The 13809-nt window shown below is 62.3% G+C and carries 13 protein-coding genes; 12 read left to right on the top strand and 1 reads right to left on the bottom strand.

Annotated elements, in window-relative coordinates; translation table 11 throughout:
- Window positions 1–41 precede the first annotated feature (41 nt).
- From NKI64_RS16185 to NKI64_RS16145, 9 genes are all read left to right on the top strand, one after another.
- Entirely contained in the window at window positions 42–842 is an 801-nt protein-coding gene (locus tag NKI64_RS16185) for a segregation and condensation protein A (protein ID WP_023681652.1), read from the top strand.
- Window positions 839–1606, top strand: a complete 768-nt coding sequence (scpB, locus tag NKI64_RS16180; RefSeq protein WP_352668727.1) for an SMC-Scp complex subunit ScpB — start codon at window positions 839–841, stop codon at window positions 1604–1606. The genes NKI64_RS16185 and scpB overlap by 4 nt, the downstream gene beginning before the upstream one ends.
- A gap of 180 nt (window positions 1607–1786) precedes the next feature.
- Window positions 1787–2008, top strand: a complete 222-nt coding sequence (locus tag NKI64_RS16175) for a twin-arginine translocase TatA/TatE family subunit (protein WP_023681650.1) — start codon at window positions 1787–1789, stop codon at window positions 2006–2008.
- Between the two features lie 86 nt (window positions 2009–2094).
- Window positions 2095–2835 (top strand): Sec-independent protein translocase protein TatB, encoded by a 741-nt coding sequence (gene tatB, locus NKI64_RS16170; protein ID WP_023697619.1) that lies wholly within the window; start codon window positions 2095–2097, stop codon window positions 2833–2835.
- Window positions 2832–3707, top strand: a complete 876-nt coding sequence (gene tatC / locus NKI64_RS16165; protein ID WP_023688219.1) for a twin-arginine translocase subunit TatC — start codon at window positions 2832–2834, stop codon at window positions 3705–3707. The genes tatB and tatC overlap by 4 nt, the downstream gene beginning before the upstream one ends.
- A gap of 109 nt (window positions 3708–3816) precedes the next feature.
- Window positions 3817–5121, top strand: coding sequence for a serine--tRNA ligase (gene serS / locus NKI64_RS16160; RefSeq protein ID WP_352511708.1), 1305 nt, complete (start codon window positions 3817–3819; stop codon window positions 5119–5121).
- Window positions 5121–5882 carry a 5'/3'-nucleotidase SurE gene (gene surE, locus NKI64_RS16155; protein WP_023710683.1) on the top strand — a complete coding sequence of 254 codons (762 nt, stop codon included), beginning with the start codon at window positions 5121–5123 and terminating at the stop codon, window positions 5880–5882. The genes serS and surE overlap by 1 nt, the downstream gene beginning before the upstream one ends.
- A gap of 26 nt (window positions 5883–5908) precedes the next feature.
- Window positions 5909–6562 (top strand): protein-L-isoaspartate(D-aspartate) O-methyltransferase, encoded by a 654-nt coding sequence (locus tag NKI64_RS16150; RefSeq protein ID WP_023667683.1) that lies wholly within the window; start codon window positions 5909–5911, stop codon window positions 6560–6562.
- Between the two features lie 322 nt (window positions 6563–6884).
- On the top strand, window positions 6885–8384 hold the full coding sequence (locus NKI64_RS16145; protein WP_352668725.1) for a peptidoglycan DD-metalloendopeptidase family protein: 1500 nt from the start codon (window positions 6885–6887) through the stop codon (window positions 8382–8384).
- Window positions 8385–8484: 100 nt separating this feature from the next.
- Here NKI64_RS16145 and NKI64_RS16140 read toward each other — a convergent pair whose 3' ends face one another.
- Window positions 8485–9360, bottom strand: coding sequence for an ATP-binding protein (locus tag NKI64_RS16140; protein WP_023688224.1), 876 nt, complete (start codon window positions 9358–9360; stop codon window positions 8485–8487).
- A 271-nt stretch (window positions 9361–9631) separates the two neighbouring features.
- Here NKI64_RS16140 and yajC point away from each other — a divergent pair, with 271 nt between their 5' ends.
- From yajC to secDF, 3 genes are all read left to right on the top strand, one after another.
- Window positions 9632–9979 carry a preprotein translocase subunit YajC gene (yajC, locus tag NKI64_RS16135; RefSeq protein WP_023667680.1) on the top strand — a complete coding sequence of 116 codons (348 nt, stop codon included), beginning with the start codon at window positions 9632–9634 and terminating at the stop codon, window positions 9977–9979.
- A 54-nt stretch (window positions 9980–10033) separates the two neighbouring features.
- Window positions 10034–11029, top strand: a complete 996-nt coding sequence (locus NKI64_RS16130; RefSeq protein WP_023688225.1) for a SecDF P1 head subdomain-containing protein — start codon at window positions 10034–10036, stop codon at window positions 11027–11029.
- Between the two features lie 217 nt (window positions 11030–11246).
- Window positions 11247–13799: a protein translocase subunit SecDF gene (secDF, locus tag NKI64_RS16125; RefSeq protein WP_023667677.1), complete on the top strand. Its 2553-nt coding sequence runs from the start codon at window positions 11247–11249 to the stop codon at window positions 13797–13799.
- Window positions 13800–13809 lie beyond the last annotated feature (10 nt).

The following is a 13809-nucleotide window of genomic DNA, read 5'->3' as shown; positions in this document are numbered from 1 at the left end:
TGGCGGAGACATTGGACAGCAAGGCTGCGAAGGCCGCACCGATGGACCGTCTGTGGGCCGAGAACGACGATTCACGGGTCACCGGCGACCCGTCGCTTGTCGTCGACGTCGCCGGGTTCGAAGGTCCGCTCGACCTCTTGCTGCATCTCGCCCGCAACCAAAAGGTCGATCTGTCGCGGATTTCCATCTTGGCGCTGGTCGAGCAATATCTGACCTTCGTCGAGACGGCGAGGGCGCTAAGGCTTGAGCTTGCCGCCGACTACCTGGTGATGGCGGCGTGGCTGGCCTTCCTCAAGTCGAAGCTCCTCATCCCCAAGCAGCCCGGCGAAGAAGGCGAAAGCGGCGAGGAACTGGCCGCGGTGCTGCAGTTCCGGCTGAAGCGTCTGGAGGCCATGCGCGACGCCTCGGCAAGGCTGGTCAACCGCAACCGGCTCGGCCGCGACGTGTTTGCACGCGGCATGCCTGAAATGGTCATCGTCGAGAAGCGTAACGCCTATTCGGCCTCGCTCTACGATTTGCTCACCGCCTATGCGCAGCAGCGCCAGAAACAGGCGATCACCAATGTGACAATTGCCCGGCGTGGCGTGTGGTCGCTCAAGGATGCGCGCGATATCCTGACCCGGCTGATCGGCTCGCTGCGCGACTGGACGGCGCTGGACAGCTATCTGATCAATTACCTGACCAGCCCGGACGAACGGCGTACCGCGATTGCCAGCTCGTTTGCGGCGTCGCTGGAACTGGTGCGCGAAGGCAGCATCGAGATGCGGCAGGACCAGGTGTTCGCGCCGCTCTATCTGCGCGGCCGAGCGCAGCCAATTAAGTCAGTCGAGGTAGCATCATGAGCGAACGCGCCAACGCTTCGGTCATTCCGTTCATGGTTGAAGAAGAGACCGAGGAGGGCATTATCGCCCAGGACCCGACTGATACCCTGCTTCTGAATCCTGGCGAACGGCTGCACATGGCCGAAGCCATACGCATGGCCGAGGCGATCGTGTTCGCCAGCGCCGAGCCGGTCAGCGAAAAGCAGCTCGCAGCCAGATTGCCCGACGGCATCAGCATTGCCGCTGCCATGGCTGAGCTGCAGCAGATCTATGCGCGGCGCGGCGTCAATCTGGTCCGGGTCGGCGATGCCTGGGCTTTCCGTACCGCCGGCGATCTCGCCTTCCTGATGAGCCGCGATACGGTGCAGCAGCGCAAGCTGTCGCGCGCGGCGCTCGAAGTGCTGGCGATCATCGCCTACCACCAGCCGGTGACGCGCGCCGAGATCGAGGACATCAGAGGCGTCGAGACCTCGAAGGGCACGCTGGATACGCTGCTCGAAACGGAATGGGTGCGCATGCGCGGCCGCCGCCGCACGCCCGGCCGTCCCGTCACCTACGGCACGACAGACACTTTCCTCGACCATTTCGCACTGGAGGAGATCCGCGATCTTCCCGGGATGGACGAACTGAAGGGGGCAGGGCTGCTCTCCGGCCGCATGCCGTCGAATTTCGCCATCCCGTTGCCGCCGGCCGATCAGGACGCGCTGACCGAGGACGAGGATGCGTTGACCGACATCGATCTCGAGGAACTCGGCCTGCTGACGCCGCGCGTCACGGAAGATTGACCGCAAGCCGCTGTCAAAAAGCTGCATTGCTGCGGTAGATGCGCCGATTGGTAGCGGGCAGCTTTGCCGAAAATGCGTGACATAAGCCACGCCTTCATAAACTTTGTCGCTGTTGTGTTTGAATCCCAACGCGAAAACGCATAGATCATCGCCAGGGAAAACATTCGAGAGAGAGTTACAATGGGTTCATTTTCGATTTGGCACTGGATGATCGTGCTGGTGATCGTGCTGCTGGTGTTCGGCCGCGGCAAGATACCCGAGCTGATGGGCGACATGGCCAAGGGCATCAAGAGCTTCAAGAAGGGCATGGCCGACGACGATACCGCCGAAGACAAGCGCACCGTCGAGCACCGCCCGGACGAGACCGTTTCGGCAGTGAAGGAAAAGGCCAGCAAGAGCTGAGCCGAAGGTTGTTGCTTTTGTGCAAGTCGTTGTCCCAAAACCGCTTCGCACTTTTGGGCGACAAGCACTAGTCGGAACTGATTGCCATGTTTGAAGTCGGCTGGACCGAAATGCTGGTGATCGCGATCGTCATGATCGTGGTCGTCGGACCCAAGGATTTGCCCAATATGCTGCGCACCTTCGGCCGCACGACGGCGAAGCTGCGTGCCATGGCCTCCGACTTCCAGAAGCAGTTCAACGAGGCGTTGAAGGAAGCCGAGCTCGACGACGTCAAGAAGTCTGTCGATACGCTGCGCGGCCTCAATCCGGCGGCCGAAATCCGCAAGCAGCTCAATCCGTTCGAACAGGCGGCAGCCGAGGTTCGCTCCGGCGTCGATGCGGTGATGAAGCCGAAGCCCGCCGTCGACCCCTCAACGCCCGCGGCAGAAACACCACACCCGGCCGAGCCGCTCAAGAACGGCGCGACGGTGATGCCGGGTGTCAACGGACCGGAAACAGCGCCGGCGGCGCCGATCCTTCCGGCGATGACCGATCAGGCGGTGGTGACACCGGCTGCAGCAACAGCAGCGCCACGAAACGCGCGCGCCAAGGGGGCTGCGATATCAAAGGCCCCGGCAACCAAAACAGCGGCAGCCAAGGCAGCACCGGCAAAGCCGGCGCCTGCGGCGAAGGTTGCGGCCAAGCCGTCAGCGGCGCCCGCCAAGGCTGCACCTGGAAAAGCCGCCACCAAGCCCGCTGCTGCACCGAAGGCGGTCGCAAAGGCTGAGCCGAAGCCTGCGCCGGCCACGAAGCCCGCGTCCAAGAAGACGGCGGGGGCCGCCAAGTGAGCATTACGGACAGCGAAAAGGACGAGATCGAGAAGTCGTCGGCTCCGCTGATGGAGCATCTGATCGAACTGCGCCGGCGGCTGATCTGGTCGATCGGCGGTTTCTTCGTCGCCTTCCTCGTCTGCTTCTTCTTTGCCAAGAAGCTGTTCAATCTTTTGGTCGTTCCGTTCAAATGGGCCACGCAATGGGCCGGGCTCGATCCGCACAAGGTCGAGCTGATCTATACGGCGCCGCAGGAATTCTTCTTCACCCAGGTCAAGCTCGCCATGTTCGGCGGCATGGTCATCGCCTTTCCGCTGATCGCCACGCAGATCTACAAATTCATTGCGCCTGGCCTCTACAAGAACGAGCGCAACGCCTTCCTGCCGTTCCTGATCGCATCGCCGATCCTGTTCCTGATGGGCGCGTCGCTGGTCTATTTCTTCTTCACGCCGATGGTGATGTGGTTCTTCCTCGCCATGCAGCAGGCCGGCACCGACGACCAGGTGCAGATTTCGCTGCTGCCGAAAGTGTCGGAATATCTCAGCCTGATCATGACGCTGATCTTCTCCTTCGGCCTGGTGTTCCAGCTGCCGGTGGTGACCAGCCTGATGACGCGCGTCGGCATGCTGTCGTCGAAGGCGCTGGCCGAGAAGCGCAAATGGGCGATCGTCATCGCCTTCGTCGTCGCGGCGGTCCTGACGCCGCCTGATCCGATGAGCCAGATCGGTTTGGCCATCCCGACCATCCTGCTCTACGAGGTGTCGATCTGGGCGGCCCGGCTGATCGAGCGCGACCAGGTCAAGCAGAAGCTGGCGCGCGAGAAGCAGGAAGCCGCCGAAGCCGTGGCCGAAAAGGCGGCGGACGCGTCCTCAAAGCAGGCTCCTTCATAGGCCGTCGCGTTCGGGTATCCGCGTTAGCGGAAAAACGCGACAGCCGCCATCTTGCATCGATGAAGGATGCGGTTTACGCCCTCAGGCCTTAGCTCGAGGACGACCAACCATGCTTGATATCAAATGGATTCGCGACAACCCGAAGGCCCTTGTCGAAGCACTGGCCAAGCGCTCGTGGTCGGCTGACGAGGCGCAGTCCACGGTCGATGAGCTGATCAAGAAGGACGAAGCGCGGCGCGAGCACGTCACCGAGCTGCAGACCAAGCAGGAACGCCGCAACGCCGCCTCGAAGGAGATCGGCAACGCCATGCGTTCGGGCGACACGGCACTTGCCGAAAAGCTCAAGGCCGAAGTCGGCGATATCAAGACCTTCATCCAGAATGGCGAGGCGCGCGAGCGCGAGCTCGACAAGACGCTGAACGATGCGCTGGCGGTGCTGCCGAATGTGCCGCTCGACGACGTGCCGGTCGGCAAGGACGAGCACGACAATGTCGTCAAGCATATCGTCGGCGAGGTGCCGACCCGGCCGAACTGGGTGAAGGAGCATTTCGAGATCGGCGAAGCGCTCGGCATGATGGATTTCCAGCGGGCGGCAAAGCTGTCGGGATCACGCTTCACCGTGCTGAAGAGCGGGCTGGCGCGGATGGAGCGCGCCATCGGCCAGTTCATGCTCGATCTGCACACGACCGAGCATGGCTATGAAGAAGTCATCCCGCCACTGATGGTGCGCGACGAAGTGCTTTTCGGGACCAACCAGCTGCCGAAATTCGAGGACGACCTGTTCTTCGTGCAGCATGGCGATGGCCGGCTCGGGTTGATTCCAACCGCCGAGGTCCCGCTCACCAACCTGGTGCGCGAAGAAATCACGGCCCATGAAAAGCTGCCGCTGCGCTATACGGCGCTGACGCCGTGCTTCCGCTCGGAAGCGGGCTCCGCCGGCCGCGACACGCGCGGCATGTTGCGCCAGCACCAGTTCTACAAGGTCGAGCTGGTCTCGGTCACCGACCAGGAGTCTTCGCTCGCCGAGCACGAGCGGATGACGCAGTGCGCCGAAGAGGTGCTGAAGCGACTGGAGCTGCCGTTCCGCACCATGGTCCTGTGCACGGGCGACATGGGGTTTGGCGCGCGCAAGACCTACGACATCGAGGTCTGGCTGCCTGGACAGAACGCCTATCGCGAGATCTCGTCCTGTTCAGTGTGCGGCGACTTCCAGGCCAGGCGCATGGATGCCCGCTACAAGGACAGGGACGGCAAGGGCAACCGCTTTGTGCACACGCTGAACGGTTCGGGCACCGCTGTCGGCCGTGCGCTGATTGCCGTCATCGAAAACTACCAGAATGAGGATGGCAGCGTAACCATTCCTGAAGTGCTGCGGCCTTATATGGGCGGTCTGGCGAAGATCGAATCGAAATAATGCGCATTCTTCTGACCAATGATGACGGCATCCATGCCGAGGGCCTGGCGTCGCTCGAACGCATCGCCCGCACGCTGTCGGACGATGTCTGGGTGGTGGCGCCGGAGCAGGACCAGTCCGGCTACGCGCATTCGCTGTCGATCTCGGAGCCGCTCCGGTTGCGCAAGATCGGCGAGAAACACTACGCCGTGCGCGGCACGCCGACCGACTGCGTCATCATGGGCGTCAAGAAGATCCTGCCTGGCGCGCCGGACCTGATCCTGTCCGGTGTCAATTCCGGCGCCAACATCGCCGACGACGTCACCTATTCCGGCACCGTCGCCGGCGCCATGGAAGGCGCGCTGCTCGGCATCCGCTCGATCGCACTCAGCCAGGGTTATTCCTATGTCGGCGAGGACCGCGTCGTTCCCTACGAGACCACCGAAGCGCTGGCGCCGGCGCTGCTGAAAAAGCTCGTCGCCATGCCGCTGCCGGACGGCGTGCTGCTCAACGTCAACTTTCCCAACTGCCTGCCTGACGAGGTCGCCGGCACCGTCGTGACGTCGCAAGGCAAGCTGGTGCACAGCCTGTGGGTCGACGAGCGCCGCGACGGGCGCGGCCTGCCTTATTACTGGCTGCGCTTCGGCCGCGAGCCGGTCGAGGGCAAGCAGGGCACCGATCTCCATGCTCTGCGCAACCGGCTGGTGTCGGTGACGCCGCTGCAGCTTGACCTCACTGCGCATGAAATCCGTGACCAACTGACCAAGGCGCTGTCTGAATAAGGTGTTCGCATGAAGAAGGTTCTGGCATGAACTTGCCGCTCGACGATCGCGAGGGTTTTGCCGCGTTCCTGCTGCGCCTGCGCGGCCAAGGCGCGGTGCCGAAGGCGCTGATCGCAGCCTTCGAGGCGACGCCGCGGCGCGGCTTCCTCAACGGCCAGTTCCATTCCATCGCCTGGTCGGACGGCATGCTGCCGATCGAATGCGGCGAGGCGATCGAGGGCGCCGATCTGCAGGCGGCGGTGATTGCGGCCCTGGCAATAGAGCCCGGCAACCGGGTGCTCGAGATCGGCACCGGCTCGGGCTACACGGCAGCGGTGATGTCGCGGCTCGCGGCTCGCATCGTCAGCGTCGACCGCTACAAGACGCTGGCCGAGCAGGCCAGGCAACGCTTCGAGGCGCTCGGCATCGGCAATGTCATCGTGCGCCAGGCCGATGGTTCCAACGGCCTTGCCAACGAAGCGCCGTTCGACCGCATCGTAGCCTGGGCGGCTTTCGACAGCCTGCCGCGCTTCCTGCTCGACCAATTGTCGAGCGGCGGCATCGTCATTGCCCCGATCGGGCCGGAGGAGGGCGAGCAGGTGCTGGCCAAGCTGACCAAGGTCGGCAGCCGCTTCGAGCGCGAGGATATCGGCACCGTGCGCCTGCAGCCGATCCTGCGCAGCGTTGCGGCGGTTATTTAGGTGCACTGAAATCCAGGTGAGGCCGGCCTGCAAATGGCAGGTTCCTGCGCATCCGATGCTCACGTGTTTGAGTACGCTCCGCTCCGGCCTTCGCCGGCCGAAGCCGTCATAAATGCCTCCGCTCTATGAAGGCTACGGCCGGCGTAGGCCGGTTCTCAGAACCTGTCATTTTCGACTCGGGCCGATCTGAATCAACGCAGCTTCGGCGCATTCGAAAATGTTTTAAGAAAATTTGCGTCTGATTCTATGGGGTTAACCCGCCAGTAACATTAACGCGCTTTAATCATGACCAGTGTGTACCGGGTCTGTGCGGGTTAGTGCGATGCAATTCAGTGTTTTGAAGGCAAACGGGCGTACTCTGTCGCGGGGCTGCGCTGTCCTCATGCTTGCCGGAATGGCGGCGGGGTGTAGCTCCCAAGTCTCGCGGTTCAATGGTGTCGACGACGTCTTCACCTCCTCGACCAACAATCAGCGCGCCATCATCGACAAGCAGAGCACCGCTCAGCCCTATCCGGGCGACGTGGCGGCCGAGCCGATCGCTGCGGCACCTGTCGATGGCAGCCATAACCAGTCGGTCAGCCGCTCCAGCCTGGAGCCGGTCACCGTCCAGCAGCTGCCGCCGCCGAGCGCGCCCAAAGCTGCTCCGATGCGTACCGCTTCCGCGCCGGCGCTTGCACCGGCACCGCATGTCGACAGAACGACTACCGGCACCGTCCAGCCGGCGAGGCCGTTCAAGAATGCCGGTGACTCCGATCCGAAACCAGTTGCGGCTGGTACGCCGCATGCGACCGAGATCGTGGTCAGCGACGGCGAGACCATTTCCGGCATCGCTCATCGCTATCATGTGCCCGCCGACGTGATCATGAAGGTCAACGGCTTGAGCGCCACCAAGGGGCTGAAGACCGGTCAGAAACTGGTCATCCCGGCCTATGCCTATTCAAGCAAGGGGGCAGAGCCGAAACTTGCCGACGGCAAGCCGGCAAACAGCCCCAAGGCGCCAGCGCCGGAAAAGGTCGCCGTGCTGCCGCAGCAGCCGAAACTCAAGGACGGCAAGTCCGCCGCGCAGGTTGACGCTTCGGCAGCGAACAAGCCGAAGACCGACAAGCCGGCGCAGACGGCCTCGGCCGCGCCAAAGGCCGGCGCGGGCACCTACACGGTCCAGTCGGGCGACACCATGTCCTCCATCGCCAGGAAGACCGGCGTTGGCGTCGTGGCGCTGAAGCAGGCGAACGGCATGCAGGACGGCCTGCTCAAGATCGGCCAGACGCTGAAGGTTCCGGCAGGTGGCACCGCAACGGTCGCCAGCGCCAAGCCGGCCAAAGTTGATCCGGTGACGACCGCGACCACCCAACCGGCGGCAAAGCCGACGGAGACACTCGCCACCTACACGCCGCCGAAGAAGGACGCCAAGGTTATCCAGCAGGCCGAGGACGACGATGCTGTTGCGCCCGATGCCACCGGCATCGGCAAGATGCGTTGGCCGGTGCGTGGCCGCGTCATCTCCAATTTTGGTGGCGGCAAGGATGGTGTCGACATCGCCGTGCCTGAGGGGACGCCGGTCAAGGCGGCCGAAAACGGCGTGGTCATCTATGCCGGCGACGGCCTCAAGGAATTCGGCAATACGGTTCTGGTGCGCCACGAAAACGGGCTGGTCACCGTCTATGGTCACGCCAGGTCGATCGAGGTGCAGCGCGGCCAGAAGGTCAAGCGCGGCCAGGAAATCGCGCTGTCGGGCATGAGCGGGACCACCGACTCGCCGAAACTGCACTTCGAAGTGCGCAAGAACTCGGCCCCGGTCGACCCCTCTGGCTATCTCGAATAGAACAATAAACGTTTTGCAGGCCGTCTGACCTCCAGTCCGGCCCGCCGGCTCAGCCCGCTCCGCAAGGGGCGGGCTTTTTCAGTGACCTGACGGAAATCAATCAGTCGTTCAGCGGCTTGCCGAGCCGGCCGGCCAGATCCTGGGTGAACTGCCAGGCGACGCGGCCCGAGCGGCTGCCGCGCGTCGTTGCCCATTCCAGCGCCTCGGCGCGCAGCTGCTCCGGGTCGATAGTGAGCCCGTGATGGCTGGCATAGCTGTTGACCATGTCGAGATATTCGTCCTGCGAACATTTGTGGAAGCCGAGCCACAGGCCGAAACGGTCGGACAGCGAAACCTTTTCCTCGACCGCCTCGGACGGGTTGATGGCGGTCGAGCGCTCATTGTCGATCATGTCGCGCGGCAACAGGTGCCGGCGGTTCGACGTGGCGTAGAAGATGACATTGGCCGGGCGGCCCTCGACGCCGCCTTCAAGGGCTGCCTTCAGCGACTTGTAGGAGGTGTCGTCATGGTCGAAGGAGAGGTCGTCGCAAAACAGGATGAAGCGAAACGGCGCCGCCTTCAGCAGGCCCATCAGCCTGGGCAGCGTGTCGATATCCTCGCGATGGATCTCGATCAGCTTGAGCGGCAGGTCGGATTTGGCCTGGGCGTTGATCTGCGCATGCACGGCCTTGACCAGCGAGGATTTGCCCATGCCGCGCGCACCCCACAACAACACATTGTTGGCGGCATGGCCGGCGGCGAAGCGTTCCGTGTTTTCGACCAGAATGTCGCGCACGCGGTCGACGCCGCGGATCAGGCCGATGTCGACGCGGTTGACCTTGCGCACCGGCTCGAGATAGCCGGGGTCGGCCTGCCAGACGAAGCAATCGGCAACCGCAAGATCGGTTTGCGGCACCGGCGGCGGGGCGAGGCGGGTGACCGCCTCGATCAGGCGGTCGAGCTTTTGGTTCAGGGCCTCGATGGTGCTGTCGGTCATGTCTCGTCTTTTATGTTTCCGCACGAACGTGCGTAGGGGCCGAAATCGTCTTGATCCGGGCGAGATAGAAACTGGTTCCAAGCTTTTGTTTGGGCATGATCTTTTGCGAAAACCACGCCCGTATTCCGGGAGCATGCTCTAACACGGGTCAACCGGCCGGAAAAGCAGCTGAAAGCCCGGCCGCGCAGTTGCATTGGTAACTTTACCCACTATATTCCGGCCAAATTTGGCGAGGCCGCCCTACGGCCTTCTTCGTAACCAGGAGTTCTTGATGTTCGTCACACCGGCATACGCCCAAGCTACCGGAACTCCGCTTGGTCCGTTCGGGGATATCGGCATGATACTCCCGTTCGTTCTGATCTTCGTGATCATGTATTTCCTCATCATCCGGCCGCAGCGCGCCCAGTTGAAGAAGCGCCAGGAGATGATCTCGGCCGTGCGCCGTGGCGACACGGTCATCACCGGCGGCGGCTTCGTCGGCAAGGTGACCAAGGTGATCGACGACAATGAGCTTGAGATCGACCTTGGCGGCGGCACCAAGGTGACGGCGCTGCGCTCGACGATCGCCGATGTTCGGGTCAAGGGCGAGCCGGTGGCCAACCAGAACGCCAAGAAGTAAGCCAGTTTCCCAAGCGGAGCGATCCGCGGGCAGAGCTCTGACAAAAGACGGCGTATGGTCCATTTTTCGCGCCTGAAAATGATCCTGATCTGGCTTGCTATGGCCACAATGCTCGTCGACGCGCCCAGTCTTCACGCTGCCGGCGCGGACGTGCTGCTTCGATTGGACGCGACCGATGTGATCGATCGCCGGTTGGAGGCGACGCGTGACGAAATCAGGACGCTGCTGCGCGATGCAAGGATCGGCTATACTGGTCTTGCTAAGTCGGGTCGGGCCGTTCAGGTGCATATCACCGACGCCGCTCAGGTCGGCGCGGCCAAGATGGCATTGGAGGCGGTGACTGATCCTGTCCTTGGCAGCGCTGGTCCGGTCCAGGAAGTGATCCTGGATGATACCGGAGCAGCGTTGCTCAAGTTCACGGTAACAGACACAGGTATCAAGTATCGGATGTCGATCGCGCTTGCGCAGTCGATCGTGGTCATTAAGAATCGCCTGCGTGATCTTGGTGTAGCCGACCCAGTAGTGCGGCCAGAGGGCGAAGACGGTATGCTGGTCCGGACCTCGGGCGTTGCGGATTTGCAAAGGCTGAGGAGAATTCTCACCCGAACCGGAATGCTGACTTTTCAGTGGGTTGATGAGTCGATGCCGGTCGCTGATGCGATCAATGGCCGGACGCCCGCTGGCTCGGTGGTGGTTTATTCGAAGGACGATCCACCGGTTCCCTATCTGGTTGAGAGCCGAACGATCGTTTCCAGTGACGACATTGTCAATGCTCAGGCGACTCCCAACTCCGTCACAAATGAGCCGGCGGTTTCGTTCACCTTCGATTCCAGGGCAACGGCACGCGTTGCGCAGGCGACCTCGCAGAATGTCGGCAAGCTATTTGCGATGATCCTCGACAACCAAGTGCTTTCGGTGCCAGTCGTCCGCGAGCCAATTCTTAACGGCCGCGGCCAGATATCGGGCAACCTTACAAAGGAGAACGCCGATGATCTGGCCTTGCTTTTGCGTTCCGGACCGATGCCTGCACAATTGAAAATAGTCGAGTAGCGCACGATAGCGCCCGGCGGTGATCAGAATTAGAATGGAACCGACAGAGGCGATTGACGCCGAAACCGCTGCCGGCGGCAGCGCCAAATTGACCTCAGCGCGCTCGACAATCGGCGAAGTGCGGGTTAAGGGCGAGCCGGTGGCAAATAAGAACGCCAAGAAATAACCGAATTGTCGGCGGAACGATCCGCCAGTACGCCCTGACGGACAACGCCATATGCTGTATTTTTCGCGCCTGAAGATGATCCTGATCTGGATCGCCGTGGCCGTCACATTCATCCTTGCCGCGCCAAATCTCTTCCCGGCCAGCACATTGGCGCAATTGCCCAACTGGGTGCCGAAGCGGCAGATGACGCTTGGTCTCGATCTGCAGGGCGGTTCGCACATCCTCTTGCAGATGGACCAGAACGACCTGGTCAAGGCGCAGCTGGAAACGACGCGCGACGAGATCCGCACGCTGCTGCGCGATGCCAAGGTGGGCTATACCGGCCTTGGCGGCACCGGCAGGACCGTACAAGTGCGCATCACCGATCCAACCCAGATCGATGCCGCCAAGGCGGCGCTTAAGCCGCTGACCGATCCGGTCGCCGCCGGCCTGTTCACCGGTGGCTCCATCCAGGAGATGTCCCTGGATGATTCCGAAGCCGGGCTGCTCAAATTCACCGTCACCGACGCCGGCATCAAATACCGCACCTCGGCCGCATTGGCGCAGTCGATCGAAGTCGTCGAGCGTCGCGTCAACGAACTCGGCACCACCGAGCCGATCGTGCAGCGGCAGGGCGACGACCGTGTACTCGTCCAGGTGCCGGGCCTGCAGGATCCGCAAAGGCTGAAGGAGATCATCGGCCAGACCGCCAAGATGACCTTCCAGATGGTCGATACCTCGATGTCGGTGCAGGATGCGCTGAACGGCCGCCCGCCGGCAGGCTCCTCGGTGCTTTATTCGCAGGACGATCCGCCGGTTCCGTATCTGGTGGAAAATCGCGTCATCGTGTCCGGTGAAGATCTTGCCAAGGCGACGGCAACCTATGATTCCCGAAACAACGAGCCGGTGGTTTCGTTCGTCTTCAACTCGCGCGGTGCGACACGATTCGGCCAGGCGACGCAGCAGAATGTCGGCAAGCCGTTCGCCATCATCCTCGACAATCAGGTGATTTCGGCGCCGGTGATCCGCGAACCGATCCTCGGCGGCAGCGGCCAGATCTCAGGCAATTTCACCGCCGAAAGCGCCAACGACCTCGCCGTGCTGCTGCGCGCCGGCGCGCTGCCGGCAAAGCTGACCGTGATCGAAGAACGCACCGTCGGCCCGGGCCTCGGCCAGGATTCGATCCATGCCGGCAAGGTCGCCGGCATCATCGGCTCCATTCTCGTCGTCGCCTTCATGTTCGTCGCCTACGGACTTCTCGGCTTCCTCGCCAACATTGCGCTCGCCGTGCACGTGGCGATGATCGTCGGGGTCTTGTCGCTGCTTGGCGCGACACTGACCTTGCCCGGCATTGCCGGTATCGTACTGACCATCGGCATGGCGGTCGATTCCAACGTGCTGATCTATGAGCGTATCCGAGAGGAGCGACGGGCCGGCCGTTCGGTCATCCAGTCGATCGACACAGGCTTCACCAAGGCGTTGGCGACCATCGTGGATTCCAACGTGACGTCGCTGATTGCCACGGTCGTGCTGTTCTATCTCGGCACCGGACCGGTCAAGGGCTTCGCCATCACCTATGCCATCGGCATTTTGACCACGGTGTTCACCGCCTTCACCTTCACCCGTCTGCTGGTGTCGATCTGGCTGCGCCGTGCGCGTCCGAAGGAATTGCCGCGTGCGCCGGTGACCTTCGTTCCGGCCGGCACGAAAATCCCGTTCATGGGCATCCGCCGCTGGACGTTCGCACTGTCCAGCCTGCTGTCGATCGCGTCGGTTATCGGATTCCTGACCATCGACATCAACTACGGCATCGACTTCAAGGGCGGCTCGATCATCGAGGTGCAGTCCAAGCAAGGCGACGCCGATATTGGCGATATCAGAAGCCGGCTGTCGGAGCTCAATATCGGTGAAGTGCAGGTCCAGCAATTCGGCGCGCCGAATGACGTGCTGATCCGCGTTGGCACCCAGGATGGCGGTGAGAACGCCGAGCAGACCGTCATCGACAAGGTGCGCGGCGAGCTGCAGGACAATTACGATTTCCGCCGCGTCGAGGTGGTGGGTCCCACCGTTTCGGGCGAACTGGCCAAGCAAGGCACGATTGCGATGATCATCGCGCTGATCGGCATCCTGGTCTATGTCTGGTTCCGCTTCGAATGGCAGTTCGCGGTCGGCGCAATCGTGGCGACGGTGCACGATGTGGTGATGACGCTGGGCTTCTTCGTCATCACCGGGCTCGAGTTCAACCAGTCTTCGCTGGCGGCGATCCTGACCATTATCGGCTATTCGCTCAACGACACGATCGTCGTCTATGACCGTGTTCGAGAAGATTTGCGAAAATACAAACGAATGCCGCTCCCACAATTGTTGAACAACGCCATCAACGAGACGCTGTCGAGAACGACGCTGACTTCGGTGACGACCATCCTGGCGCTGCTGGCGCTCGTGTTGTTCGGCGGCGAGGTGATCCGCTCGTTCACCATGGCGATGCTGTTCGGCGTCGTCTTCGGCACCTATTCGTCGATCTTCATCGCAGCGCCCTTGCTGATCCTGTTCAGGCTCAGGCCGCAGGGAGCGAGCGCCGATGAGGAGAAGCCGGTTGGTGGCGGCAAGGCCATGGCGACCTGACGGCTGCGCT

The organism is Mesorhizobium sp. M0478 (genome assembly GCF_040321305.1).
Lineage (GTDB): Bacteria > Pseudomonadota > Alphaproteobacteria > Rhizobiales > Rhizobiaceae > Mesorhizobium.
The sequence above is the reverse complement of the archived record's forward strand: the minus strand, read 5'-3'. Positions and strand labels throughout refer to the sequence as shown.

Coding starts and splice junctions, on each gene's coding strand:
- NKI64_RS16185 (WP_023681652.1), top strand. CDS start 42: ATGGACCGTCTGTGGGCCGAGAACGACGATTCACGGGTCACCGGCGAC.
- scpB (WP_352668727.1), top strand. CDS start 839: ATGAGCGAACGCGCCAACGCTTCGGTCATTCCGTTCATGGTTGAAGAA.
- NKI64_RS16175 (WP_023681650.1), top strand. CDS start 1,787: ATGGGTTCATTTTCGATTTGGCACTGGATGATCGTGCTGGTGATCGTG.
- tatB (WP_023697619.1), top strand. CDS start 2,095: ATGTTTGAAGTCGGCTGGACCGAAATGCTGGTGATCGCGATCGTCATG.
- serS (WP_352511708.1), top strand. CDS start 3,817: ATGCTTGATATCAAATGGATTCGCGACAACCCGAAGGCCCTTGTCGAA.
- surE (WP_023710683.1), top strand. CDS start 5,121: ATGCGCATTCTTCTGACCAATGATGACGGCATCCATGCCGAGGGCCTG.
- NKI64_RS16150 (WP_023667683.1), top strand. CDS start 5,909: ATGAACTTGCCGCTCGACGATCGCGAGGGTTTTGCCGCGTTCCTGCTG.
- NKI64_RS16145 (WP_352668725.1), top strand. CDS start 6,885: ATGCAATTCAGTGTTTTGAAGGCAAACGGGCGTACTCTGTCGCGGGGC.
- NKI64_RS16140 (WP_023688224.1), bottom strand. CDS start 9,360: ATGACCGACAGCACCATCGAGGCCCTGAACCAAAAGCTCGACCGCCTG.
- yajC (WP_023667680.1), top strand. CDS start 9,632: ATGTTCGTCACACCGGCATACGCCCAAGCTACCGGAACTCCGCTTGGT.
- NKI64_RS16130 (WP_023688225.1), top strand. CDS start 10,034: ATGGTCCATTTTTCGCGCCTGAAAATGATCCTGATCTGGCTTGCTATG.
- secDF (WP_023667677.1), top strand. CDS start 11,247: ATGCTGTATTTTTCGCGCCTGAAGATGATCCTGATCTGGATCGCCGTG.